Annotated in this window: 20 protein-coding genes and 1 tRNA gene; 11 read left to right on the forward strand and 10 right to left on the reverse strand. The window is 71.4% G+C overall.

Annotation, left to right across the window (positions count from 1 at the left end; genetic code table 11):
* Positions 1–113 precede the first annotated feature (113 nt).
* From IE140_RS17120 to hutU, 3 genes are read right to left on the reverse strand one after another with little or no spacing between them, the layout of a single operon-like run.
* The gene (locus tag IE140_RS17120; protein ID WP_150195090.1) at positions 114–1,481 is read right to left on the reverse strand and encodes a formimidoylglutamate deiminase; all 1,368 of its coding nucleotides are present in this window, start codon (positions 1,479–1,481) and stop codon (positions 114–116) included.
* Positions 1,472–2,782 carry an allantoate amidohydrolase gene (locus IE140_RS17125; RefSeq protein ID WP_150195087.1) on the reverse strand — a complete coding sequence of 437 codons (1,311 nt, stop codon included), beginning with the start codon at positions 2,780–2,782 and terminating at the stop codon, positions 1,472–1,474. Before IE140_RS17125 ends, IE140_RS17120 begins: the two co-directional genes overlap by 10 nt.
* Positions 2,782–4,440, reverse strand: a complete 1,659-nt coding sequence (hutU, locus tag IE140_RS17130; RefSeq protein WP_100561764.1) for a urocanate hydratase — start codon at positions 4,438–4,440, stop codon at positions 2,782–2,784. The genes IE140_RS17125 and hutU overlap by 1 nt, the downstream gene beginning before the upstream one ends.
* 136 nt (positions 4,441–4,576) lie before the next feature.
* Here hutU and IE140_RS17135 point away from each other — a divergent pair, with 136 nt between their 5' ends.
* The 5 genes from IE140_RS17135 (at position 4,577) to IE140_RS17155 (ending at position 8,403) form a co-directional block, all read left to right on the forward strand.
* Positions 4,577–5,962 (forward strand): APC family permease, encoded by a 1,386-nt coding sequence (locus IE140_RS17135; RefSeq protein WP_150195085.1) that lies wholly within the window; start codon positions 4,577–4,579, stop codon positions 5,960–5,962.
* A gap of 157 nt (positions 5,963–6,119) precedes the next feature.
* Complete coding sequence (locus IE140_RS17140) at positions 6,120–6,527, forward strand: hypothetical protein (RefSeq protein ID WP_093441095.1); 408 nt, start codon at positions 6,120–6,122, stop codon at positions 6,525–6,527.
* Positions 6,524–7,330, forward strand: coding sequence for a helix-turn-helix domain-containing protein (locus tag IE140_RS17145; RefSeq protein ID WP_150195083.1), 807 nt, complete (start codon positions 6,524–6,526; stop codon positions 7,328–7,330). Before IE140_RS17140 ends, IE140_RS17145 begins: the two co-directional genes overlap by 4 nt.
* 38 nt (positions 7,331–7,368) lie before the next feature.
* The gene (locus IE140_RS17150; RefSeq protein ID WP_010070995.1) at positions 7,369–7,857 is read left to right on the forward strand and encodes a roadblock/LC7 domain-containing protein; all 489 of its coding nucleotides are present in this window, start codon (positions 7,369–7,371) and stop codon (positions 7,855–7,857) included.
* Positions 7,858–8,028: 171 nt separating this feature from the next.
* A complete protein-coding gene (locus tag IE140_RS17155; RefSeq protein ID WP_150195081.1) occupies positions 8,029–8,403 on the forward strand; it encodes a hypothetical protein in 375 nt (124 codons plus the stop codon).
* A gap of 30 nt (positions 8,404–8,433) precedes the next feature.
* On the opposite strand, the gene IE140_RS17160 is transcribed toward IE140_RS17155, so the two are convergent.
* A complete protein-coding gene (locus IE140_RS17160) occupies positions 8,434–9,279 on the reverse strand; it encodes a MurR/RpiR family transcriptional regulator (protein WP_093441102.1) in 846 nt (281 codons plus the stop codon).
* Positions 9,280–9,459: 180 nt separating this feature from the next.
* Between IE140_RS17160 and IE140_RS17165 the strand changes: the two genes are divergently transcribed.
* Positions 9,460–9,876 (forward strand): hypothetical protein, encoded by a 417-nt coding sequence (locus IE140_RS17165; protein WP_150195079.1) that lies wholly within the window; start codon positions 9,460–9,462, stop codon positions 9,874–9,876.
* 368 nt (positions 9,877–10,244) lie between these two features.
* Here the strand turns inward: IE140_RS17165 and IE140_RS17170 are convergent, their stop codons facing one another.
* Positions 10,245–11,651, reverse strand: a complete 1,407-nt coding sequence (locus IE140_RS17170; RefSeq protein ID WP_150195077.1) for a cystathionine beta-synthase — start codon at positions 11,649–11,651, stop codon at positions 10,245–10,247.
* Between the two features lie 159 nt (positions 11,652–11,810).
* On the opposite strand from IE140_RS17170, the gene IE140_RS17175 reads away from it, so the two are divergent.
* The 3 genes from IE140_RS17175 (at position 11,811) to IE140_RS17185 (ending at position 15,321) form a co-directional block, all read left to right on the forward strand.
* Complete coding sequence (locus IE140_RS17175; protein WP_100561771.1) at positions 11,811–12,812, forward strand: SGNH/GDSL hydrolase family protein; 1,002 nt, start codon at positions 11,811–11,813, stop codon at positions 12,810–12,812.
* A 153-nt stretch (positions 12,813–12,965) separates the two neighbouring features.
* Complete coding sequence (locus IE140_RS17180) at positions 12,966–14,186, forward strand: acetyl-CoA C-acetyltransferase (RefSeq protein WP_032783648.1); 1,221 nt, start codon at positions 12,966–12,968, stop codon at positions 14,184–14,186.
* A 220-nt stretch (positions 14,187–14,406) separates the two neighbouring features.
* Positions 14,407–15,321 carry a hypothetical protein gene (locus IE140_RS17185; RefSeq protein ID WP_372505036.1) on the forward strand — a complete coding sequence of 305 codons (915 nt, stop codon included), beginning with the start codon at positions 14,407–14,409 and terminating at the stop codon, positions 15,319–15,321.
* A 39-nt stretch (positions 15,322–15,360) separates the two neighbouring features.
* On the opposite strand, the gene IE140_RS17190 is transcribed toward IE140_RS17185, so the two are convergent.
* From IE140_RS17190 to IE140_RS17200, 3 genes are all read right to left on the reverse strand, one after another.
* Complete coding sequence (locus tag IE140_RS17190) at positions 15,361–15,678, reverse strand: hypothetical protein (RefSeq protein ID WP_032767286.1); 318 nt, start codon at positions 15,676–15,678, stop codon at positions 15,361–15,363.
* A gap of 186 nt (positions 15,679–15,864) precedes the next feature.
* Positions 15,865–16,746, reverse strand: a complete 882-nt coding sequence (locus IE140_RS17195; protein WP_093441113.1) for a Bax inhibitor-1/YccA family protein — start codon at positions 16,744–16,746, stop codon at positions 15,865–15,867.
* Between the two features lie 170 nt (positions 16,747–16,916).
* A tRNA-Leu gene (locus IE140_RS17200) sits at positions 16,917–17,002 on the reverse strand.
* Between the two features lie 578 nt (positions 17,003–17,580).
* On the opposite strand from IE140_RS17200, the gene IE140_RS17205 reads away from it, so the two are divergent.
* The gene (locus IE140_RS17205) at positions 17,581–18,351 is read left to right on the forward strand and encodes an ABC transporter ATP-binding protein (protein WP_006125104.1); all 771 of its coding nucleotides are present in this window, start codon (positions 17,581–17,583) and stop codon (positions 18,349–18,351) included.
* A gap of 117 nt (positions 18,352–18,468) precedes the next feature.
* Entirely contained in the window at positions 18,469–21,000 is a 2,532-nt protein-coding gene (locus tag IE140_RS17210; protein ID WP_150197529.1) for an ABC transporter permease, read from the forward strand.
* A 101-nt stretch (positions 21,001–21,101) separates the two neighbouring features.
* Here the strand turns inward: IE140_RS17210 and IE140_RS17215 are convergent, their stop codons facing one another.
* Positions 21,102–22,406, reverse strand: a complete 1,305-nt coding sequence (locus tag IE140_RS17215; RefSeq protein ID WP_150197528.1) for a class I SAM-dependent methyltransferase — start codon at positions 22,404–22,406, stop codon at positions 21,102–21,104.
* Positions 22,407–22,757: 351 nt separating this feature from the next.
* On the reverse strand, positions 22,758–24,143 hold the full coding sequence (locus tag IE140_RS17220; protein WP_093441121.1) for an NAD(P)/FAD-dependent oxidoreductase: 1,386 nt from the start codon (positions 24,141–24,143) through the stop codon (positions 22,758–22,760).
* Positions 24,144–24,332: the final 189 nt, after the last annotated feature.

The raw sequence follows: 24,332 nt of genomic DNA on the forward strand, positions 1-24,332 counted from the left end.
CTCGCGTTCCGGATGTTCCGGGGTCGGGGTTGCGGGTCGGGGGCGTTCCGCGCTCGGCTGCTCAGGGCTTTCGCGGCCGGCGCTCGGCTGCTCAGGGTTTCCGCGTCCGGCGCTCAGCCGTGCAGGGCGGCGATGGCGGTCGCCAGGGCCCGGGGCACGTCCTCGATCTGTGCGTGACGGCCGTCCCGGACGATGTGCCGCCCTGCCACGACCGTGTGCCGCACATCAGCGGCGGAGGCGGCGAATACGGCGGTCTCCGCTGCCAGTCGGGGCACCGGTCCTGCCGTCCTGACGGAGTCCAGGGCGACCGTCGTCAGATCGGCGGGGGCGCCCGGCTCCAGGACGCCCGCGTCGGGGCGGCCCAGTGCCGCGTGCCCGTCGGCGGAGGCGGCCCGCAGCAGGGCGGCGGCCGTCCAGTGGCCCCGGATGTGGGTGCGCAGCCGCTCGTTCAGCTCCATCGCGCGCGCCTCTTCGAAGAGGTCGATCACGGCGTGGCTGTCGCTGCCAAGGGAGAGCGGCGAGCCCGCCTTCTGGAGGGCGGTGGCGGGGCCGATGCCGTCGGCCAGGTCGCGTTCGGTGGTCGGGCACATGCACGTGCCGGTGGTGGAGGAGCCGAGCAGAGCGATGTCCTCCTCCGTCAGATGCGTGTTGTGGATGCCCGTGGTGCGCGGGCCGAGGACCCCGTGGTCGGCGAGCAGCCGGGTGGGGGTGCGGCCGTGGGCGGCCCGGCACGCCTCGTTCTCCGCCGTCTGCTCGGACAGGTGGACGTGCAGCGGGGCCTCCCGCTCCTCGGCCCACTGCGCCACGGTGGCCAGTTGGTCCGCCGGGACCGCCCGGACGGAGTGGATCGCCGCGCCGATGAGCGTGTGGTCGTCGCCCTTGAGGAGGGAGGCGCGTTCCGCCCAGGCCTCGGCGGTGGTGTCGGAGAAGCGCAGCTGGTGCCGGTTGGGCTTCTCGCCGAATCCGGCGGCGAGATAGGCGGTGTCCAGCAGGGTGATCCGGATCCCGGCCTCGGCGGCGGCCGCGATGAGCGCCTCGCCCATGGCGTTCGGGTTGGCGTAGGGGGTGCCGCCGGGGGCGTGGTGCAGATAGTGGAATTCGCCGACGGAGGTGATGCCGGCCAGGGCCATCTCGGCGTACGTGGCGCGGGCCAGGTCGAAGTAGGTGTCCGGGGTGAGCCGGGACGCCGTGCGGTACATCAGCTCGCGCCAGGTCCAGAACGTCCCGGTGCCGACCTGGACGGTGGCGCGCAGGGCCCGGTGGAAGGCGTGGGAGTGGGTGTTGGCGAGGCCGGGGAGGGTCAGCCCGCGCAGCGCGGTCGCGCCGGGCGGCGGTGCCTCCACCCCGGTCCTGATCCCGGCGATGCGCCCGTCCGCGACGTCCAGGGTGACGCCCGGCTCGACGTGCGTGCCGAGCCAGGCGTGGTCCATCCAGTAGGTCGCGGTGACGGGCGCGCCCGTCGTCCGTTGTGTCAGCTGCACGCGAGACCTTCCAGTACGTCGGCGAGTGCCTCCACCCCGGCCGTGCAGTCGTCCTCGGCGGCGTGCTCGGCGGGTGAGTGCGAGATGCCGGTGGGGTTCCGTACGAAGAGCATGGCGGTGGGCACCGAGGCGGACAAAATACCCGCGTCGTGGCCCGCGCCGGTGCCGAGGACGGGCACGGGCCGCCCCGTGTCGCCGGCGCCCTCCAGGATCTTGGCCAGTTCGTCGCGCAGGGCGTGCTCGAACTCGACGACGGGCGTGAACGATTCGCGCACGACGTCGAGGTCGATCCCGGCCCGCTCGGCGTACTCCCGGGCGGCACGCTCGACGCCGGTGACGACGGCGTCCAGGGTGGCCTGGTCGGCGGCGCGGGAGTCGAGCCAGCCGCGGACGAGGGAGGGGATGGCGTTGACCCCGTTGGGCTCGACCGCGATCTTGCCGAAGGTGGCGAGCGCGCCGGTCAGTTCGGCCTCGCGGCGGGCGGCGAGCACGGTCTCGGCGTACGTGAGCATCGGGTCGCGACGGTCGGTGAGCCGGGTGGTGCCCGCGTGGTTGGCCTCGCCCCGGAAGTCGAACCGCCAGCGGCCGTGCGGCCAGATGGCGGAGGCGATGCCGACGGGGTCGCCGGTCAGGTCGAGGGCGCGGCCCTGCTCGACGTGGAGTTCGACGAACGCGCCGATCCGGGCGAGCCGTTCCGGGTCGGGGCCGATGGTCCCGGGGTCGTATCCGGCCGCCTCCATGGCGGCGGGCAGGGTGGTCCCGTCCGCGTCCGTCAGGCGGTGGGCGTCGGCGACGGTGAGCTGTCCGGCGGCGAGCCGGGACCCGACGCAGGCCAGTCCGAAGCGGGCGCCCTCCTCGTCACCGAAGTTGGTGATGGCCAGCGGCCGGGTGAACTCCACTCCCCTGCGGTGGAGTTCGTCGAGCGCGGCGAAGGAGGACACCACGCCGAGCGGGCCGTCGAAGGCCCCGCCGTCCGGTACGGAGTCCAGATGGGAGCCGGTGACGACGGCGTCCCGGGCCAGGGGGTCGCCGAGCCAGGCCCACTGGTTGCCGTTGCCGTCGATCTCGTACGCGAGCCCGCGCGCCTCGGCCTGCGCACGGAACCAGGCCCGGCAGTCGAGGTCGGCCGCCGACCAGGCGTAGCGCCGGTAGCCGCCGCTGTCGGGGTGGCGCCCGACGGGAGCCAGCTCCCGCCACATCGAGAGGAAGGAGTCACCGGCACGCCACGGCTGTCGTCCCGGACCGGGCGGGGTGGGCCCGGCCGCACCGGCCGGGTCCTGCCCCGAGGTGCCCGTGGGCATCAGTTGCCCTCCGTCATCGGAACGCGTACGCCCTTGTCAGCGGCGACGGACTCCGCGATGTCGTAGCCGGCGTCGACGTGGCGGATGACGCCCATGCCGGGGTCGTTCGTCAGGACGCGGCGGATCTTCTCGCCCGCGAGCTTCGTGCCGTCGGCGACGGAGACCTGGCCCGCGTGGATGGAGCGGCCCATGCCGACGCCGCCGCCGTGGTGGAGGGAGACCCAGGAGGCGCCGGAGGCGACGTTGACCATGGCGTTGAGCAGCGGCCAGTCGGCGATGGCGTCGGAGCCGTCGAGCATGGCCTCGGTCTCGCGGTACGGGGAGGCGACGGAGCCGCAGTCGAGGTGGTCGCGGCCGATGGCCAGCGGGGCGGCCAGCTCGCCGCTCGCGACCATGTCGTTGAAGCGCTCGCCGGCCTTGTCGCGCTCGCCGTAGCCGAGCCAGCAGATCCGGGCGGGCAGGCCCTGGAAGTGGACGCGCTCGCCGGCCATCTTGATCCAGCGGTGCAGCGACTCGTTCTCCGGGAAGAGGTCCAGGATCGCCTTGTCGGTCTTGTGGATGTCGGAGGCCTCGCCGGAGAGGGCGGCCCAACGGAAGGGGCCCTTGCCCTCGCAGAAGAGGGGGCGGATGTAGGCGGGGACGAAGCCGGGGAAGTCGAAGGCGCGGTCGTACCCGGCGAGCTGGGCCTCGCCGCGGATGGAGTTGCCGTAGTCGAAGACCTCGGCGCCGGCGTCCATGAAGCCGACCATGGCCTCGACGTGGCGGGCCATCGACTCGCGGGCGCGCTGGGTGAAGTCGGCGGGCTTCTCGGCGGCGAGGTCGGCCATGTCGTCGAAGTCGACGCCGAGCGGCAGGTAGGCCAGCGGGTCGTGGGCGCTGGTCTGGTCGGTGACGATGTCGATCGGCGCGCCCTCGGCGAGCATCCGGGGCAGCAGCTCGGCCGCGTTGCCGAGGAGGCCGATGGAGAGAGGCTTCCGCTGGTCACGGGCTTCGACGGCGAGCTGGAGGGCGTGCTCCAGGCTGTCGGCCCTCACGTCCAGGTAGCGGTGCTCGATGCGGCGCTCGATGGCGCGCGGGTCCACGTCGATGCAGATCGCGACGCCGTCGTTCATGGTGACGGCGAGCGGCTGGGCGCCGCCCATGCCGCCGAGCCCGGCGGTCAGGGTGATCGTCCCGGCCAGCGTCCCGCCGAACTTCTTCGCGGCGACGGCGGCGAAGGTCTCGTAGGTGCCCTGGAGGATGCCCTGGGTGCCGATGTAGATCCAGGACCCGGCGGTCATCTGGCCGTACATGGTCAGGCCCAGCTGTTCCAGGCGGCGGAACTCCTCCCAGTTGGCCCAGTCGCCGACCAGGTTGGAGTTGGCGATGAGCACGCGCGGCGCCCACTCGTGGGTCTGCATGACGCCGACCGGCCGCCCCGACTGGACGAGCATCGTCTCGTCCTGCTTGAGCGTCTGAAGGGTGCGGACCATAGCGTCGAACGAGCGCCAGTCGCGGGCCGCCTTCCCGGTGCCGCCGTAGACGACGAGCTTGTCGGGGTGCTCGGCGACCTCGGGGTCGAGGTTGTTCTGCAGCATGCGCAGGGCGGCTTCCTGCTGCCATCCCAGGGCGGTCAGCGCGCTGCCGCGCGGTGCCCGTACGGGGCGGGGTCCTGACATGGCGGTGCCTCCTCGCGACGGTGGAAATCTATTCACATCCTGCTGCTCTGAATAGTCGTAGTCAACAGGTGCGGTTCGCGTCGCGATCGGGAAGGCGTGATTCCTACCCGTCCCAGCGGCCGTCCCGGAGGCACCGATGAGCACTCCCGACCTACCCGCAAGCGCCAAGGCGTCCGAGAAGGACGGCGGATCGCCGCCGCTCAAGCGCGCCCTCGGACCCAAGCTGCTGATCCTCTTCGTCATCGGCGACATCCTCGGCACCGGCATCTACGCCACCACCGGAGACGTCGCGGGCAAGATCGGCGGCGCGCTCTGGCTGCCGTTCGCGATCGGCTTCGCCGTCGCGCTGCTGACGGCGGCCTCGTACGTGGAGCTGGTCGGCAAGTACCCGAAGGCGGCCGGGGCCGCGCTCTACACCCAGAAGGCGTTCAAGGTCCCCTTCCTGACCTTCGTCGTCGCCTTCATGGTCATGTGCTCGGGCCTGTCCTCGGCGAGCGCGGCGGCACGGGCGTTCAGCGGCGACTACCTCGGCGAGTTCACCGACGCGGTGCCGCCGACCCTGATCGCGATCCTGTTCATCCTCGCCCTGGCCGCGATCAACCTGCGCGGGGTCGCCGAGTCGGTCAAGGCGAACGTCGTCCTGACCCTGGTCGAGGTCAGCGGGCTCGCGGTGATCCTCGCGATCGGCGCGTACGCCGTGCTCAGCGGCGAGGGCGAACCCGGCCGGCTGACCCAGATCGAGACCGGCGGCACCGGATACGCCCTGCTCACCGGCGTCCTCGGGGCCACCGCGCTCGGCTTCTTCGCGTTCGTGGGCTTCGAGGACTCGGTCAACATGGCGGAGGAGACCAGGAACCCGGCCCGCAACTTCCCCCGCGCCATCTTCATCGGCGTGGGCGTCACCGGCACCATCTACGTCCTGGTCGCCCTGATCTCCTCGCTCCTGGTCGACTCCGAGACCCTGTCGGGATCCAGCGGCCCGCTGCTGGAGGTGGTGAAGGCCGGGGGCGTCGATTTCCCGCCGAAACTCTTCGCGCTGATCGCCCTGTTCGCCGTCACCAACTCGGCGCTGATCAACATCATGATGGCCTCGCGGCTCTGCTACGGCATGGCCAACGAGCGCATCCTCCCGCCCACGATGGGCAAGGTGCTGGCCGGCCGGCGCACCCCCTGGGTCGGGATCGTCTTCGTCTCCGCCCTGGCGATCGGCCTGGTCTCCACCGGCGAGATCGAGGGGCTCGGCGACACCACCTCGTTCCTGCTGCTCTGCGTCTTCGCCGTGGTCAACATCGCCGTACTGGTGCTGCGCAGGGACCCGGTGGACCACCACCACTTCCGTACACCCACGGCGCTCCCGGTGCTCGGCGCGCTCACCTCGCTGATCCTGGCGAGCCCGCTCGCCGACCGGGGCTCCGACGTGTACGTACGGGCCGGAATCCTGCTGCTCATCGGGATCGGGCTGTGGGTGCTCAACAAGGTGGTGATGACCGCCCGCGAGAGGTCCGGTGCCGGCCCGGCCTGACCGGACGTCACCGCGCCTACCGGCCAACGCATTTCAGCCGCTCCTTTACACCCCGGAGGGCATGTACCAAAGGAAAATGCCAGAACCTCCACCAGCCGTGAGCACGTTGCGTAGCCTCTGCGTTACAGCCGTACGCCACGTCGGGAGGGAAATCCGCGTGCCCGGAATCGACGAGTGCCTGCTCGAAGTCATGAGGCTGCCCGGTGCCCGGGGCGCCTCGGTGGTCGACTGGACGAGCGGTCTCGCCCTCGGCACCATCGGGGACTCCCCCAACGGCGACCACGAGGCGACCGCCGCCGAGACGGCGGAGGTCGCGCGGATGACCGCCGAACAGCCCGCCTTCGCCCGCCTCGGCACCGAAGGCGAACAGACCGCGGAACCACCGAGCACGCCCGTCGAAGACGTCATCGTCACCACCCACGACGGATACCACATGCTCCGATTCGTGGAGACGGCATTCGACAGCAGCGTCTTCCTGCATCTGTGGCTGGACCGCTCGGCGGGCAACCTCGCGCTCGCCCGGAGGCGGCTCGGCGAGCTGGCCGAGCGGCTGGTGCTGGCATGAGCGCGATAGCCGCCGCCCCCGACGCAGCCGGGACGGACCGGCTCCCGGTCCTCTCCCCCATGCTCCAGCGCCTGGCCGCCGAGCGCGCCACCGGCGCCCTGATGCGCGACCGCGGCACGCTGTACCTCGCCGACGGCCAGGTGGTGCACGCCGAGAGCCCCGCCACCCCCGGCATCGACGTCCTGCTCACCGCCGGCGGAACCCTGCGGCACGAGGGCTGGTGGGACGCGGTGGCGCAGGCCGGGGCGGGCCGCCGGGTCGGCCGCTATCTGGTGGACAGCGGCCATGTGCCGGGCGGAGCCCTGGAGCTGTGCCATCTGGGCGCGCTGTACGACGCCGCGTTCTTCGCCCTCGCCCCGACCGGGACGCCCGCCCGCTTCCGTTACGGGGTGGCGCACTGGATCGGTCCGGTGCGGCCCGTCCCGGTCGCCGCCGTGGAGCGCGAGACGCTGCGCAGACGGGAGTTCCTGGACCGGATCTGGCCCGATCCGGCCTGCGACAGCGCCCCGCTCCTGCGGACGGTCCACGGGAGGGACGCCCCGGTCCCGGCCCGGCAGCGCAGGCTCCTGGAGCTGGTCGACGGGGTCCGTACGGCCTCGGACATCGCGCAGGCGCTGGGCCGCTCCGCGTTCCACATCCTGGTCGACCTGCGACGGCTCGCCGCGGCCGGTCTGGTGGAGGCGGTCCGTGCCCAGCCCCTGCCGGCCGCCGCGACGCCCGGCCGGATCACGCTCCCCGAGGTGACGGCCGACCCCGATATCGCCCTGCTGCGCCGACTCCGAGACGCATTGGAGGCCCTGTGATACGCGCGCTCAGACAGCGTGCCGGGAGGAGACAGCTGATGGTGCCCGAGGCCGAAGTGCGTGATGTCCTCGACGAGCTCCAGCGGTTACGCGCCCGGGTCCCGCTGCTCTCCGGGGCGCTGGCCGCCTCCACCGACGGGCTCGTCCTGGCCCACGACACCCCGGGCGTCGAGGCGGAGGGCGTCGCCGCCCTCACCGCGGCCGCCCTCGGCGTCTCCATCCGGATGACCGACGCCACCGGCCGGGGCGGCTTCCGGGAACTGCTGGTCCGCGGCGGCAGCGGCTACATCGCCACGTACGCCGCAGGCTCCTCCGCCGTCCTGACCCTGCTCGCCGAGGACCGCATCAACGTCGGCCGACTCCATCTGGAGGGCCGCCGCGCGGGCGCCCGGATCGGCGAACTCGTCGACACCGCGCTGGAGCGCGTCGAGCGCCCGGCCGCGGCCACTCCCCGCGCCACCCCACGTGCCGCGCCGCCGCGCCCGGCCACCGCACCCGACCGCGCCCTGCCGCAACGCCCCACGTAACGCACCTTCGCGCAGCGGCCGTCCGATTCCCCCCACCCGTACCGCCACAACCACCGGGACTCAGCCATCACGCAGAAGCCCGAGCACCAGCCCGCACGGAAACCGGCCCAGCGGCCGGCACAGAAACGGACCCGGTCACCGCGACCGGCCAGGGAAAGGAAACGAGCCTCCATGGCGAACACCGAAGCGACACTGAAGGAAGCGATGAGCTCGATCGAGGGCACCACGGGTGTCGCCCTCGTCGACTACACGAGCGGGATGGCCCTCGGCACGCTCGGCGGCGGGAAGGACTTCAATCTGGAGGTCGCCGCCGCGGGCAACACCGACGTGATCCGCGCCAAGTTCCGCACCATGGAGCACCTCGGGCTCAAGGAGGAGATCGAGGACATCCTCATCACGCTGAGCACCCAGTACCACCTGATCCGGCTGCTCAAGACCCGCGGCGGCAACGGCCTGTTCCTCTACCTGGTGCTGGACGCCGGCCGGGCGAACCTGGCGATGGCCCGCCACCAGCTGAAGAAGATCGAGGCCGAGCTGGAGGTCTGACGCGTCCGGGGCGGCGCGAGGCCGGGGCTCTCACTCCACGAACAGACCGCGCGCCGCCGCCCGTACGTCGAACTCCTCCAACCGCGCCTGGGCGTCCGGAAGTCCGTCGCACATCGCCTCCAGCAGCACCCGGCCGAGCAGCATCGGCGCACAGACGGTGTCGAAGGAGAGCCCGGAGCCGATCGCCGCCGGGAGCAGCAGATCGCTGTGCTTGGCGACGGGTGCGAACGCGGAGTCGGCGACCGTCACGACGGTCAGCCCCTGGTCCTGGGCGTACGCGAGCGCGTCCACGCACTCCTTGGGGTGGCGCGGCAGGGCGAAGCACATCAGGGCGGTGGCCCCGGCCCGGCGGGCGGAGTCGATCCGGTCGGGCAGCATACTGCCGCCCTCGTCGAGCACCCGGACATCCGGGTGCACCTTGGCGGCGAAGTAGCCGAAGCCGCGCGCTTGCGAGGAGGCGGCGCGCAGCCCGAGCACCGGCAGGGGCCGGGAGCCGGCGAGCAGCCGCCCGGCCCGTTCGACGGGCGCGGGGTCGGCGAGCACGTCACAGAGGTGCTGAAGGTTCTCGATCTCGGCGCGGACGGCCTGCTGGTACTCGTTGTACCGCTCCCCCGTCTCCTCCTGCTCCGCCTCGGCGGGCGCGACCTCGCGCAGGTGCCTGCGCAGCGCCGGATAGCCGTCGAAGCCGAGGGCGACGGCGAAGCGGGTGACGGAGGGCTGGCTGACCCCGGCCAGCTCGGCCAGCTCGACGCTGGAGAGGAACGGCGCGTCGGCGGCCCGGCGGACCATGCAGTGCGCGATGCGCCGCTGGGTGGGCGTGAGCCGGTGGCCCTCGAAGAGCCGCTGCAACCGTGCGGCGGGGCTGCTCCCGCTCATGGTGTCCCCTTGCTGGGTCTTGCCGGATCCGTCGCGCCCGGCCGGCGGCGACCATTCTATTCAGCCAGGAAGGTTGCTGTATGTCCATATGCAGGAGCCCCGTAAAGGGGGGGTTGGCCCCAGGGAATTCGGGGGCTAGCCCTACTGTCACGGGGAGCTGGACTCCGTACCGTCATCTCCATGGAAGCCCGTGACCACGAGCTCAAGAAGGAGCTCGCCGCCACCCTCCAGGCCCGCGGCGAGCTGGGTGCGGAGTACGAGTCCGTGCTCATCGAATCGTTCCTGGAGAAGGTCGAGCAGCGCCTCGGCACCACGCTCGACCGCCGGGTCCGCCGCCAGCTCGCCGAGCAGCAGACGGCCGGCGCCCGAGGCACGCCGCCGGCTCAGCCGGAGACCTTCGGAGAACGGCACGCCCTGGGGATCGTCTCCCTGATCCTGGCCGTCCCGCTGTCCGCGATCGGTGTCGTGAACGCCGGTATCGGGGGGCTGGTGGTGGCCTGGCTCGGCATCGTCGGCGTCAACGCGTTCCAGGCGGCACGGGGCGGGGGGCTGTTCCGGCGCCGGGACGAAAGGGCATCGTCCGACTGGAAGGACTGAGCCCGGCGCAGGGCCGGGAAGGACTGCGCCCGGGGAAGGGGCCGTGTCCGGGAGCTCATGTCGCGGGGACCGCCGCACCCCCGGTTGCCCGGGGGGCGGGACGACGGCGGTCCCCGCGAGGGACGCGGACCGGGTCAGGGCCGGTCGCTCGCGTCCGGGCGACGGTGGAGGTCCGGGAGCCGCTCCGTAGTCCGGTGTCGCCGTTCTGGGTGCCGGCGGGTTTCCCTGCCGACACCCACCAATGTGCCGGAGGCGTGTTAAGCGGGTGCTGCGCGGACGTGACACGCTCGTACCGTTTCCGCGAAGCCCCGCGACCGGCTCTGCGAGGCCCCACGGACCGGCCGGGCCGGTCCGTGGGGGACGGACCGTCAGGCCTTCGCCGTGCCCGCGTCCTTGGCCAGGAACGCCAGCAGGTCCTGGCGGCTCACGACGCCCTTCGGCTTGCCCTCGACGAGCACGATCGCCGCGTCGGCGCCGTCCGTGCCGCTGAGCACGGCCATGAGGTCCTCGACCGGTTCGCCGGAGCCGACCTGCGGCAGCGGGGCCGACATGTGCTTCTCCAGCGGGTCGCTCAGCGAGGCGCGCTGGGTGAACAGCGCGTCCAGCAGCTGCCGTTCCACGACGGAACCGATGACCTCGGCGGCCATCACGTCAGGGTGGCCGGCGCCCGGCTTCACGATCGGCATCTGGGAGACGCCGTACTCGCGCAGTACGTCGATGGCCTCGCCGACCGTCTCCTCCGGGTGCATGTGGACGAGGGAGGGCATCGGGCCCTCCTTGAAGTCCAGGACCGCACCGACGTTGGCGGAGGTGCCGGAGTCCTCCAGGAAGCCGTAGTCCGCCATCCACTCGTCGTTGAAGATCTTGCTGAGGTAGCCGCGCCCGCTGTCGGGGAGCAGGACCACGACGACATCGTCGGGGCCGAGCCGCTTGGCGACCTCCAGGGCGCCGACGACCGCCATGCCGCAGGAGCCGCCGACGAGCAGGCCCTCCTCCTTGGCGAGGCGGCGGGTCATCTGGAAGGAGTCCTTGTCGGACACCGGGACGATCTCGTCCGTCACATTGCGGTCGTAGGCGCTCGGCCAGAAGTCCTCGCCGACGCCCTCGACCAGATACGGCCGCCCGGAGCCGCCGGAGTAGACGGAGCCCTCCGGGTCCGCGCCGATGACCTGGACCGCGCCGACACTGATCTCCTTGAGGTAGCGGCCGGTGCCGCTGATGGTGCCGCCGGTGCCGACTCCCGCGACGAAGTGGGTGATCTTCCCCTCCGTCTGCTCCCACAGCTCGGGACCGGTGGTCTCGTAGTGCGAGCGCGGGTTGTTCGGGTTGGAGTACTGGTCGGGCTTCCAGGCGCCGGGCGTCTCGGTGACCAGCCGGTCGGAGACGTTGTAGTACGAGTCCGGGTGCTCGGGGTCAACGGCGGTGGGGCAGACGACGACCTCGGCGCCGTACGCCCGCAGCACGTTGATCTTGTCCGTGGACACCTTGTCCGGGCAGACGAAGATGCACTTGTAGCCCTTCTGCTGCGCGACGATGGCGAGGCCGACGCCGGTGTTGCCGCTGGTCGGCTCGACGATCGTGCCGCCGGGCTTCAGCTCCCCGCTCTGCTCGGCCGCCTCGATCATGCGCAGCGCGATGCGGTCCTTCACGGACCCGCCGGGGTTGAAGTACTCGACCTTGGCCAGGACGGTCGCCTGGATACCTGCCGTGACGTTGCGCAGCCTCACCAGCGGGGTGTTGCCGACAAGACTGATCATCGAATCGTGGAATTGCACCGTGTACTCCGGGATCTCCGAGATGGTCCGGCCCAGAGTATGCGTACGGGACGCACTGTGCGTACGGGAAGGAGTACGCGGAGCCCCGAGCGGGGCAAGTAGGTACGTGTACGGCTGTACGGCGAGGAGGAGGTGGACCGGACTGTGTCGAGAGCAAGGGTGGCACGGCGGATCGCGGCGGGCGCGGCTTACGGCGGTGGCAGCATCGGGTTGATCGGTGCGGCGGCCGTGGGCGTGTTCCTGGCGGAGGTCCAGCTCGCGAAGAGGCAGGTCGGCGGCGGGACGGCTCCGGTTCCGCCGAGCGCGGACGGGCGGTACGGAGTGGCGTTCGCCGGGCCGAACGACGCCATGCGGCTCGGGATGCTCGGGGATTCGACGGCCGCGGGCCAGGGGGTGCGGCGGGCCGGGCAGACCCCGGGCGCCCTGCTGGCCTCGGGGCTCGCGGCGGTGGCCGAGCGGCCGGTCGATCTGCGGAACGTGGCCCTGCCCGGGGCCCGGTCGGACGATCTGGAGCGGCAGGTGTCGCTGCTGCTCGCGGATCCGGCGCGGGTCCCGGACGTCTGCGTGATCATGATCGGGGCGAACGACGTCACCCACCGGATGCCCGCGACCCAGTCGGTGCGCTGTCTGACGACGGCGGTGCGCAGGCTGCGGACGGCGGGGGCGGAGGTGGTCGTCGGGACCTGTCCGGACCTGGGCACGATCGAGCCGGTCTACCAGCCGCTGCGCTGGCTGGCCCGGCGGGTCAGCCGGCAGCTGGCGGCGGCGCAGACGATCGGCACGGTGGAGCAGGGCGGGCGGACGGTGTCGCTGGGCGACCTGCTGGGCCCCGAGTTCGCGGCGAACCCGCGCGAACTGTTCGGCCCGGACAACTACCACCCCTCCGCCGAGGGGTACGCCACGGCGGCCATGGCGGTGCTGCCCACGCTGTGCGCGGTGCTGGGCCTGTGGCCGGAGACCGACCGGCTGGACGGCGCACGGCGCGAGGACATCCTCCCGGTGGCCAAGGCCGCGTCCCAGGCGGCCCGGGAAGCCGGTACGGAGGTCACGGGGGCGCGGGCTCCCTGGGCCCTCCTCAAGCACCGCAGGCGGCGGCGTCTGCCCGCCTCCACGGAACCCACCCCGCACGTCCACCCGGACGCCGCCCACGGGCACGCGTAACGGGTGGCGTCACCCGGCGGACCGTGCTGAGCAAGCGCTTAGAAAAGAGTTCCGCATCACACGGCCTGCCGGGTGACCCCGGCGATACGTCCGGGTAACTTCCAGAGGAGTTCTGCCGTCCACACAGCCTTCCAGCCCCCTTGGAGCCGCGTGATGCCCGAAGCCGTGATCGTCTCTGCCGCCCGTTCGCCGATCGGCCGCGCCTTCAAGGGTTCCCTGAAGGACCTGCGCGCGGACGACCTGACCGCCACGATCATCCAGACCGCGCTGGCCAAGGTCCCCGAGCTGGACCCGAAGGACATCGACGACCTGATGCTGGGCTGCGGTCTGCCCGGCGGCGAGCAGGGCAACAACCTGGGCCGCATCATCGCCGTACAGATGGGGATGGACCACCTTCCCGGCTGTACGGTCACCCGCTACTGCTCCTCCTCGCTGCAGACCAGCCGGATGGCGCTGCACGCGATCAAGGCGGGCGAGGGCGACGTCTTCATCTCGGCCGGTGTCGAGATGGTGTCCCGCTTCGCCAAGGGCAACTCCGACAGCCTGCCGGACACGCACAACCCGCTGTTCGCCGAGGCAGAGGCCCGCACCGCGGCCCGCGCCGAGCAGACCGGCACCGACTGGCACGACCCGCGCGAGGACGGCCTCGTCCCGGACGCGTACATCGCGATGGGGCAGACCGCGGAGAACCTGGCCCGGCTCAAGGGCGTCACCCGCCAGGACATGGACGAGTTCGGCGTACGGTCGCAGAACCTCGCCGAGGAAGCCCTGAAGAACGGCTTCTGGGAGCGGGAGATCACCCCGGTCACCACCCCCGACGGCACGGTCGTCGCCAAGGACGACGGTCCGCGCGCGGGCGTCACCATGGAGGGCGTGCAGGGCCTGAAGCCGGTGTTCCGCCCCGACGGCCTGGTCACCGCGGGCAACTGCTGCCCGCTCAACGACGGCGCGGCGGCCCTGGTGATCATGTCCGACACCAAGGCGCGCGAGCTGGGCCTGACCCCGCTGGCCCGGATCGTCTCCACCGGCGTCTCCGGCCTCTCCCCCGAGATCATGGGCTACGGCCCGGTCGAGGCCAGCAAGCAGGCGCTGAAGCGGGCCGGCCTGACCATCGACGACATCGACCTCGCCGAGATCAACGAGGCGTTCGCCGCCCAGGTCATCCCCTCCTACCGGGACCTCGGCCTGCCGCTGGACAAGGTCAACGTCAACGGCGGCGCGATCGCGGTCGGCCACCCCTTCGGCATGACCGGCGCCCGCATCACCGGCACGCTGATCAACAGCCTCCAGTTCCACGACAAGCAGTTCGGCCTGGAGACGATGTGCGTGGGCGGCGGCCAGGGCATGGCGATGGTGATCGAGCGCCTCAGCTAACCCCGTCGAGCCCCGACCGTGACCGAATCTCCCCCAGGATGTGATCTGCATCCCGGGGGAGAGTTGTTTCCGCAGGTCAGGCCGGTTTGAGGCTAAACATCGGACCGAAAGACCTGTCCATTTCGTGACGTAATGCACTGACAGCCCGTACCGGTACAGGCCAAGCTGATGTAGGAAGTCGGGGGTATCGATTGAGACCGGGAGTATGTCAGTGAGCGCCATGTCATTTGCCCTGTTGCTGACCACCGCCGCTGCCACGGCCGTCGGCGCCGCCGCACTGCACGCCGCTCACGGGCTGCGCAAGCAGGTCGTGGCGCTGCGCACGGAGCTGGCCGCGAGCCACCTTCCCGGCGCCTCGGTGCCACCGCAGAGCCGCAGTACGGCGACTCCCGCCGAGGAGATACGCGCGGCCGTCGCCGAGGCGCTCGCCGAGGAGCGGGAGCGCGAGCTGGCCGAGGCGCGGGCTTTCTGGGCGGCGCAGGAAGCCCGTGACGCCGCCGACGCCCCGTCCCTGCTGGGCGGTCTGCCCGGCCTGGGCGACGACGCCCCGTACTACCTGCCCCGGCAGGCCGACTTCGCCGGCCTGGAGTCGATGGACCTGGAGGCGGCCGAGGCGATGGAGGAGCTCGTCGAGCTGAGCGAGCGGACCCTCGCGGAGCACGAGGTCGGTGAGCTGACCGATCTGCCGACGGACCTGCACACGGAGCTGTCGACGGACCTGGCGACCGGGCTTCCGGAGACCTCGGAGTTCCCCGAGGACTCCCCCGAGCTGGCCGCCGCCCGCCGCCGCCACCCCTCGCACCCGGACTTCGTTCCCGTACAGACGCCGGTGGTCACCGACCACGAGCGCACCGTGAACCGTCTCGAGGAGCTGGCCGACACCGCGACCGAGCTGACCGATGTGCGGCCCGGCCCGCTGGGCACGCTCGATGTGTACGTCTTCGCCGACGGCACCACGCTCTGCATGACCCCGGGCCACCGTGAGACCGCCGAGCGGCTCGCGGACGCGCTGCGGGCGGGCCGGCAGCCGGTGCTGCTGGGGGGCTCGGGCGTCTCGGGTGCCTATGCGCTGACCTTCTCCTGCGGCGAGGACAACGTGTACATCCTCGCCGACCGCGTCATCGCCTCGTTCTGACCGCCGGGCGCGGGCCGCTCGTACGCGCACCCGCGCCGCTCACGCGAAAGCCCGCGCCGCCGCTTCGCCGACATACCGCACGGCCTCGTCCAGCTCCTGGGACGGGGCCGTTTCCAGTGCCGCGGCCAGGTCCCGGCCGACGACGGCGAGCTGGTCGCCCACGGCGAACATCCCTGCGTCCGGCAGCTCCCGCGGCTCGGCGGCCGGGTTCTCCAGCCGCTGCGCCCGGGCGGCGAGCTCCCGGGCGGCGGCCAGCGCCTCGGCGGCGGCACCGCGCTGGAGGCGGCTCTGCGGGGCCGAGCGCAGCCGGTCGGCGAAACGGTCCACGGCCAGGATCAGGGGCGTCGTATCGAGCACCCGGCCGACCCTACGCGCCCCGCCCGCGCCCCCGCCAACGGCCCGATCCGCACATCCGCACCGCACGCACCCCTCACCCCGCACCCCGCACCCCGCACCCCGCACCCCGCACGCGGAACGGCCCGCAGGCGCCATGCCTGCGGGCCGTTCCGGTGCTACGGGGTACTGCGGGTACTACGGGGCCGCTCAGTCGTCGCCGCTGAGGATCGCGACCAGGCGCAGCATCTCGATGTAGATCCACACCAGGGTCACGGTGAGGCCGAACGCGGCCAGCCACTCCTCCTCACGGGGAGCGCCGTACGCGATGCCGTCCTCGACCTGCTTGAAGTTCAGGGCGAGGATGGCCGCACCGATGACGATGGCCACGATGCCGAAGACGACACCGAGGGCGCCGCTGCGGAAGCCGAGGCCGTCACCGCCGCCGAACACGGCGAACAGGAGGTTGACCATCATCAGCAGCATGAAGCCGATGGCGGCCGCCATCACGAAGCCGTAGAAGCGGCGCGTGACCCGGATCAGCCCGGTGCGGTAGGCGATCAGCACACCGGCGAAGACCGCCATGGTGCCGAGCACCGCCTGCATCGCGGCGCCGGGGGCGACGTACATGCTGACGATGTTGCTGACGATGCCGAGGAAGACACCCTCGAACGCCGCGTAGGTCAGGATCAGCGCGGGCGAAGGCCGGCGCTTGAACGAGTTGACCAGCGACAGCACGAAGCCGATGAGCGCGGCGCCGATGGCCACGCCGTAGGCGCTGCCCAGGTTCGCCTGGTCGACCGGCATGACCCACCACGCGACGGCGGCGGCCAGGATCACGGTGCCGAGCGTCATCGCCGTGCGCGTCACCACGCCGTCGATGGTCATCGCGTCGGTACGGGCGGGCGCCTGCGGGGCGCCGTGCATGTCCGTCTGCGCGTAGGGGTTCGTGGCGTACGGGTTGGCGGCGGTGCCCTGTGCGTACGGGTTGCCCGTCGCGGGGGCCCCGGCCTGCGGCGCCGCGTTGAAGCCCGCGTGGCCGTTGTCGCGGCTGAACCCCCGTCGCGAGAAGACCGGGTTGCTGCTCCTCATCTCACTCCTCCATGGCCACACTGCGTGGCCTTGCCACAAGAGTAATGGGTAGGCAAAGGAATCACCCTAGTGCCCGGGGAGGATCTTTCCGGCAGCCCGCGTGTTCCCGCGGCGACGCGCGGGGCCCTGGATGCGAACCGTTCACGCCGGGTCACGCAGCGTGCGGCGCGTGGTGCCCGGAGCCGGACTCGAACCGGCACGCCCCCGAGGGGCAGCGAGGTTTAAGCTCGCCGTGTCTACGTTCCACCATCCGGGCGTGCCGCGCGGCTCCGCGTCTGGCTACCGACCCTATCCGGGGCTGTCCCTCGATCAGCGGAACAGTGGCGCGATGTTGTCCTATTTTATTGACCGCTTGAGGGGTCGTCAGCACATCGGGCCGGGCTGACCACACGCCCGCGGCCGATCCCGGGCGATGTGCGCGCCGCATCGGAATGACGGAAAGTCGCCGCACCCGTACGGCCCAACGCGCCAGGTCCGCGCCAGGCCTCGCCAGGGTGTCCGCCACCCTCGGCCGCCGCCGCGCTCCGGCCCCGCGGCCGGCACCGCTCCGGGAGGGCCCGCGCGCCGCCGCCCGTTCCCCGCCCCCACCCTCGTCCGCTCACGCTGGGTGACCGTCAGGCGGTCGCACTACTCCACTCAGGGTCGATGTCATACCCGAGGAGGACGGATCCACGCCCGTGATGCGACTCAAGAGGGCCCCGGGAACGGGCATCGGGAGTGACGACCGGACGCGATCGGGCCGTAAGGATGGAGTAAGTCCCCGAGGCATGGCGTCAGCGCCCGTCTCACCACGGCCCAGGCCCCATCCGCACCACCCGAACCAGGAGCGTCCCAGTGACCACCACCCCCACCGTTCACCGCGCCACCGCGGTGGCTGCCCGCGCCACGGAGCTGTCGAAGGTCTACGGCGAGGGCGAGACGCAGGTCGTCGCCCTGGACCGGGTGACCGTGGACTTCCCGCAGGGTGAATTCACCGCGATCATGGGCCCGTCGGGCTCCGGCAAGTCGACGCTGATGCACTGCGTCGCCGGACTCGACAGCTTCAGCAGCGGATCGGTGCGGATCGGCGAGACCGAGCTGTCCACGCTGAAGGACAAGCAGCTCACCCAGTTGCGCCGGGACAAGATCGGCTTCATCTTCCAGGCGTTCAACCTGCTCCCGACGCTCACCGCGCTGGAGAACATCACCCTGCCGATGGACATCGCGGGCCGTAAGCCGGACGCCGCGTGGCTCCAGAAGGTGATCGACATGGTCGGTCTCTCCGAGCGGCTGAAGCACCGCCCGACCGAGCTGTCCGGCGGTCAGCAGCAGCGTGTGGCCGTGGCCCGCGCCCTGGCCGCGCAGCCCGAGATCATCTTCGGTGACGAGCCGACCGGAAACCTGGACTCCCGCTCCGGCGCCGAGGTGCTGGGCTTCCTGCGCAACTCGGTGCGCGAGCTGGGCCAGACCGTGGTGATGGTGACGCACGACCCGGTGGCCGCCTCCTACGCGGACCGGGTCATCTTCCTGGCGGACGGCGCGGTCGTCGACCAGATGATGCACCCGACCGCCGACGGCGTCCTCGACCGGATGAAGGCGTTCGACGCGAAGGGCCGCACCAGCTGACGCCCGCGGCCGGTCACCGCGACCGGCCGCCGCACGGCTGACGCGTACGGCCGCCGTACCCGGCCCGTACCCGCGCGCCCCGCCCTCCCCTTCCGGAACCCATCCCAGGACACAGACATGTTCCGTACCGCCCTGCGCAATGTGCTCGCGCACAAGGCCAGGCTGCTGATGACCGTGCTCGCCGTCATGCTCGGCGTAGCGTTCGTCTCCGGCACGCTGGTCTTCACCGACACCCTCGGCAACGCCTTCCGCAACCAGTCCGCCAAGAGCTACGACAACGTCGCCGTCTCCATCGAGACCTACGCCGGCGACGACGAGAAGACCCCCGGCATCGACGACGCCACCCTGGAGAAGATCCGGGGCCTGGACGGCGTCGCCTCCGCCACCGGGCGCGTCAACGGCTTCGCCGGGGTCGCCGACCCCGACGGCAAGCTGATCGGCAACGGCTGGTCCAACACGGGGGCGAACTTCTCCCCCGGCAAGGACGGCAAGGACGCCCAGTACACCTTCGTCGAGGGCTCGGGCCCGGCGAAGAACGGCTCGGTCGCACTCGACAAGGACACCGCGAGCAAGGGCGAGTACAAGGTCGGCGACCCGGTACGGGTCGCGACCAACGGCCCGGTGAAGGAGTACACCCTCTCGGGGATCTTCACCACCGAGGACGGCGCGGTCAACGCGGGCGGCAGCCTCGTGCTGTTCGACACCCCGACCGCCCAGAAGCTCTATCTGAAGCCCGGTGTCTTCCAGAACGCCACGGTCAGCGCCGCGGGCGGGGTCTCCGACCAGAAGCTGCTGGACGAGATCGAGCCGCTGCTGCCCAAGGACGCCACCGCACAGACCGGCAAGGCGCTCGCCGACCAGCAGGCCAAGGACATCGAGTCCGGCCTGACCAGCCTCAACACCATGCTGCTGGCCTTCGCGGGCATCGCGCTGTTCGTCGGCATCTTCCTCATCGCCAACACCTTCACGATGCTGATCGCCCAGCGGACCCGTGAGCTGGCCCTGATGCGCGCCATCGGCGCCACCCGCCGCCAGGTGAAGCGCTCGGTGCTGCTGGAGGCCGCCTTCGTCGGCACCCTCGCCTCCGTCATCGGCTTCGTCCTCGGTCTCGGCCTCGCCACCGGTCTGCGCTCCGCGATGGGCCTCATAGGCGGCAAGATCCCGGCCGGTCCGCTGGTCGTCTCGCCCACCGCCGTGATCTCCGCCTTCGCGGTCGGCATCCTGATCACCGTGCTGGCCGCCTGGCTGCCCGCCCGCCGGGCCGCGAAGATCGCACCGGTCGCCGCGATGAGCAGCGTCCACGCCACCGCCTCCGTCAAGTCCCTCGTCGTACGGAACTCGATCGGCGGCGTGATCACCCTGCTCGGCTCCGCCGGCATCGTCGGCGGTGCCGCGACCGGCGGCACCTCCGGCCGGCAGTTGGTCGCCGCGGGCGCGTTCTTCGCCCTCATCGGCGTCATCATCCTGATCCCGCTGCTCTCCCGCCCGGTGATCGCGCTGGTGCGGCCGCTGCTGAAGAAGCTGTTCGGCGTCTCCGGGAAGCTGGCCTCGCAGAATGCCGTCCGCAACCCGCGGCGGACCGGAGCCACCGCCTCCGCCCTGGCCATCGGGCTGACCCTGGTCACCGGCATCTCGGTGCTCGGCGTCACGCTCGGCCAGGCCATCGACAAGATGACCACGGACAACATCAAGGCCGACTACCTGGTCTCGATGGCGAGCGGCGACTCGCTCGACGAGTCCGCGCTCACGGCCCTGTCGAAGGCCGACGGCGTCTCCGCGCTCTCCCCGCAGCAGGCGGCGTGGTTCGAGGTCGACGGCGACTACTTCTCGGCCTCCGGCGTCACCCCGGGGGATGTGGAGAAGGTCTTCGCCCTGACGACCGAGTCCGGTTCGCTGGCCTCGCTGAAGGACGGCCAGATCGCGGTCGGCTCCAAGACCGCGAAGAAGCACGGCTGGAAGACCGGCGACACTCTTCCCGTGAAGTTCGACGACGACAAGAAGGGCGAGCTGAAGGTCGGCGCGACCTACAAGGAGAACGAGTTCCTCTCCCCCTTCGTGATCCCGAAGGAGCTGGCCGACCGGCACAGTGCCTCGACCCGCCCGGAGATCCGCGAGATCTGGATCAAGGCGGACGGCGGCGCCAGCAAGGCCAACGAGCAGTCCATCGTGGACGCGCTCGGTGACAACCCGGCGATGAGCGTCATGGACCGGCAGGACATCCGTGACATGTTCGGCGGCTTCATCAACACCGCACTGAACATCATGTACGGGCTGCTCGCCATGGCCCTGCTGATCGCGGTCCTCGGGGTCGTCAACACCCTCGCGATGTCGGTGTTCGAGCGGCAGCAGGAGATCGGCATGCTCCGCGCGATCGGTCTCGACCGGGGCCGCGTCAAGCGGATGATCCGTCTGGAAGCCGTCGTCATCTCGGTCTTCGGCGCGGTGATCGGGGTCGGCCTCGGGGTCTTCCTCGGCTGGGCGATCGGCCGGACCCTGTCCGCCGACATCCCCGGCTACGCCCTGGTCATCCCGTGGGACCGGCTCGGCGTCTTCCTGCTCCTGGCCGGCCTGGTGGGCGTCCTCGCCTCGCTGTGGCCCGCCCGCAGCGCCGCGAAGCTCAACATGCTGACGGCGATCAAGACGGAGTAGCGGCCGCGCGTCCCGGGGCCGGGACACGAGAGGCCCGAGGGGCCGGTGCACCGCTGGTGAGCGGAGCACCGGCCCCTCGCCCGTGCCGTACGGGTTACGGGTCAGGCATCGGCCTCCGCAGTCCACTCCCGGGCGCGCAGCGGCAGCCGGGAGCCGCCGTCGTCGAGCGGGCGCACCGCGAGAATCTGGTTGACGCCGATCTTGTTGTGCTCGAAGGAGAGGGCCGAGGCCGCCATGTACAGCCGCCAGACCCTGGCCCGGCCCGGGGAGGTGGCGCGTACCGCCTGCTCCCAGTGCCGCTCCAGGTTGGCCACCCACTGGCGCAGGGTCAGTGCGTAGTGCTCGCGCAGGGCCTCGACGTCCCGCGCCTCGAAGCCGGCCTCCTCCAGGGTGGCCAGGGTGCGGCCGACCGGGGCCAGTTCGCCGTCGGGGAAGACGTAGGCGTCGATGAACGCGTCGATGCGGTAGGCGTCCTCGTTCCTCTCGGGGCGGCGGGCGATCTGGTGGTTCAGGAGGCGGCCGCCGGGCTTCAGGAGGGCGTAGAGGTCCTCGGCGTACTCGCGGTAGCGGACCGAGCCGACGTGCTCGGCCATGCCGATCGAGGAGATCGCGTCGTACGGGCCGTCGCACACGTCCCGGTAGTCCTGGACGCGGATCTCGATCCGGTCGGTCAGGCCCTCCTCGGCGATGCGCTTGCGGGCGTGGGCGGCCTGTTCCCGGGAGAGGGTGACGCCGGTGACCCGGGCCCCGTAGTGGCGGGCGGCGTGGATGGCCATCGAGCCCCAGCCGCAGCCGACGTCCAGGAGCCGGTCGCCGTCCTTCAGGCCGAGCTTGCGGCAGACCAGGTCGAGCTTGTCGCGCTGGGCGTCCTCCAGGGTGCCGCCGTCCTGCCAGTAGGCGCAGGAGTAGACCATGGAGGGGCCGAGGACCAGGGCGTAGAAGTCGTTGCCGACGTCGTAGTGGTGGCTGATGGCCTGCTTGTCACGGCGTCTGGTGTGCAGCGGGCCGGTGCGGCGGCGCACCTCCTCGGCGGGCGGGGCGGGCGGCGGCCAGGGCCCGGCGAGGTCGAGGAGGCCGCGGGCGAAGGCGCGGACCTTGGGGTCGCGGACCGGGTGGACGGCGTCCTTGGCATCGGCGCCGCGGTCCCAGAGCAGCCCGGCGATCCGGCCGAGCACGTCGTACAGATCGCCGTCGACATCGATCTCCCCGGCCACCCAGGCGCGGGCCAGGCCCAGTTCGCCGGGCTTCCACAGGAGGCGGCGCAGGGCGCGGCGGTGGCAAATCACGAGGGCCGGGGCGTCGGGCGGCCCCGACTCGCTGCCGTCCCAGGCCCGGATCCGGACCGGCAGGGGTTCCGAGAGCAACTCTTCGGCGAGAGCGGTCAGCCGCGGCGCGGCGTCTGCCATGGCGCACACCTCCGTGGTGTTTCCCCGACAAGCACGACAAGCACAGCAAGCAGAGCAGGAACGACGGGCAACAGACGTGCTCGTAACCCCGCCCACGACACCCCGGGCGCCGTCGCGAGGTACACCCGCGTCAACTCTTCCCGCACACTCCGTCATCCCGCTACCGGGCAACGAATGGGCAAAGCGCGTGTACGTCCCACCCACATCGGCGGGGCCGGGCCACCGCGGCCCGCCGGGCCTCTGCCCTGACCCGCGCCCGGGTACGCCGAAGGGGCCGTCCGCACCACGGATGGCGGACGGCCCCTTCGGGCGTCGTACGGAGCGCTCCTCGCGGAGCGGGTCACCGGAGGGTCAGGAGGCCTTGGCCTTCTCGCCCTCGGGCTTGGCGGCGGCCGGAGCCGGGGCCGGCTTGGCGGCCTCGTAGAACTCCTCGCGCGGCGTCTCCATGGCGCCGAGCGAGACGACCTCGCGCTTGAGGAACATCGCCAGCGTCCAGTCGGCGAAGACCCGGATCTTGCGGTTCCAGGTCGGCATGGCCATGCCGTGGTAGCCGCGGTGCATGTACCAGGCGAGACGGCCCTTGAGCTTGATCTTCACCTTGCCCATGACGATCATCGCGACGCCCTTGTGCAGGCCGAGACCGGCGACCGCACCCTTGTTGGCGTGGCTGTACTCCTTCTGCGGGAAGCCCCGCATGCCGGAGATCACGTTGTCGCCGAGGACCTTCGCCTGACGCAGCGCGTGCTGGGCGTTGGGCGGGCACCAGGCGTTCGGGTTGCCGGCGCGGCGGCCGACCATGTCCGGCACCTGGGCGTTGTCGCCCGCGGCCCAGATGTAGTCGGTGCCCTGCACCTGGAGCTTCTCGGAGGTGTCCACGTGGCCGCGGGGGCCGAGCGGCAGACCGAAGCGGGCCAGCGCCGGGTTCGGCTTCACACCGGCGGTCCACACGATGGTGCTGGAGTCGACCTCCAGGCCGTTCTTCAGCACCACGTGGCCGTCGACGCAGGAGTCCATCGAGGTGGAGAGGTAGATCTCCACGCCGCGGCTCTCCAGGTGCTCCTTGCCGTAGGCGCCCAGCTTCGGGCCGACCTCGGGAAGGATCTTGTCGGCGGCGTCGACGAGGATGAAGCGCATGTCCTCGCGCTTCACGTTCGTGTAGTACTTCGCCGCGTCGCGGGCCATGTCCTCGACCTCGCCGATGGTCTCCGCGCCGGCGAAGCCGCCGCCCACGAAGACGAACGTCAGCGCCTTGCGGCGGACGTCCTCGTCGGTCGTGGAGTCGGCCTTGTCCAGCTGCTCCAGGACGTGGTTGCGCAGACCGATGGACTCCTCGATCCCCTTCATGCCGATGCCCTGCTCGGCGAGGCCGGGGATCGGGAAGGTGCGGGAGACCGCGCCCATCGCGATGACCAGGTAGTCGAAGGGCAGCTCGTAGGCCTCGCCGACGAGCGGCGCGACCGTGGCGACCTTGCGGTCCTGGTCGATGGTCGTGACACGACCGGTGAGAACCTCAGCCTTGGGCAGCACGCGTCGCAGCGGGACGACGACATGCCGAGGCGAGATGCTGCCGGCGGCAGCTTCGGGGAGGAAGGGCTGGTACGTCATGTACGACCGCGGGTCGACGACCGTGACGGTCGCCTCTCCGTATCGCATCTTCTTCAGAATGCGACGAGCTGCGTACAGGCCTACGTACCCACCGCCTACAACGAGGATCCTGGGACGCTCCGTGGTGCTCATGCCATCGAGTATCCACCCCGCCCCAGGGGGGTGCTCGTGAGCCCCTTCACAAGGATTGACCGACCCTCTGCTACACTTCGCCGCCCACGTGACCCAGGTCATGGGCACGAAAGGGAACCACAACACCGCGGGAAACGTTGTTCACCGCTTGTGAGCTGGCCCTTGACCCTTCGGCCGGGGTGAACCACC

The organism is Streptomyces parvus (genome assembly GCF_014648875.1).
Classification (GTDB): domain Bacteria; phylum Actinomycetota; class Actinomycetes; order Streptomycetales; family Streptomycetaceae; genus Streptomyces; species Streptomyces parvus.

Coding starts and splice junctions, on each gene's coding strand:
- IE140_RS17195 (WP_093441113.1), bottom strand. CDS start 16,746: ATGAGGAGCAGCAACCCGGTCTTCTCGCGACGGGGGTTCAGCCGCGAC.
- IE140_RS17135 (WP_150195085.1), top strand. CDS start 4,577: ATGAGCACTCCCGACCTACCCGCAAGCGCCAAGGCGTCCGAGAAGGAC.
- IE140_RS17220 (WP_093441121.1), bottom strand. CDS start 24,143: ATGAGCACCACGGAGCGTCCCAGGATCCTCGTTGTAGGCGGTGGGTAC.
- IE140_RS17125 (WP_150195087.1), bottom strand. CDS start 2,782: ATGCCCACGGGCACCTCGGGGCAGGACCCGGCCGGTGCGGCCGGGCCC.
- IE140_RS17145 (WP_150195083.1), top strand. CDS start 6,524: ATGAGCGCGATAGCCGCCGCCCCCGACGCAGCCGGGACGGACCGGCTC.
- IE140_RS17215 (WP_150197528.1), bottom strand. CDS start 22,406: ATGGCAGACGCCGCGCCGCGGCTGACCGCTCTCGCCGAAGAGTTGCTC.
- IE140_RS17185 (WP_372505036.1), top strand. CDS start 14,407: ATGTCATTTGCCCTGTTGCTGACCACCGCCGCTGCCACGGCCGTCGGC.
- IE140_RS17160 (WP_093441102.1), bottom strand. CDS start 9,279: ATGAGCGGGAGCAGCCCCGCCGCACGGTTGCAGCGGCTCTTCGAGGGC.
- IE140_RS17150 (WP_010070995.1), top strand. CDS start 7,369: ATGGTGCCCGAGGCCGAAGTGCGTGATGTCCTCGACGAGCTCCAGCGG.
- IE140_RS17180 (WP_032783648.1), top strand. CDS start 12,966: ATGCCCGAAGCCGTGATCGTCTCTGCCGCCCGTTCGCCGATCGGCCGC.
- IE140_RS17165 (WP_150195079.1), top strand. CDS start 9,460: ATGGAAGCCCGTGACCACGAGCTCAAGAAGGAGCTCGCCGCCACCCTC.
- IE140_RS17210 (WP_150197529.1), top strand. CDS start 18,469: ATGTTCCGTACCGCCCTGCGCAATGTGCTCGCGCACAAGGCCAGGCTG.
- IE140_RS17155 (WP_150195081.1), top strand. CDS start 8,029: ATGGCGAACACCGAAGCGACACTGAAGGAAGCGATGAGCTCGATCGAG.
- hutU (WP_100561764.1), bottom strand. CDS start 4,440: ATGTCAGGACCCCGCCCCGTACGGGCACCGCGCGGCAGCGCGCTGACC.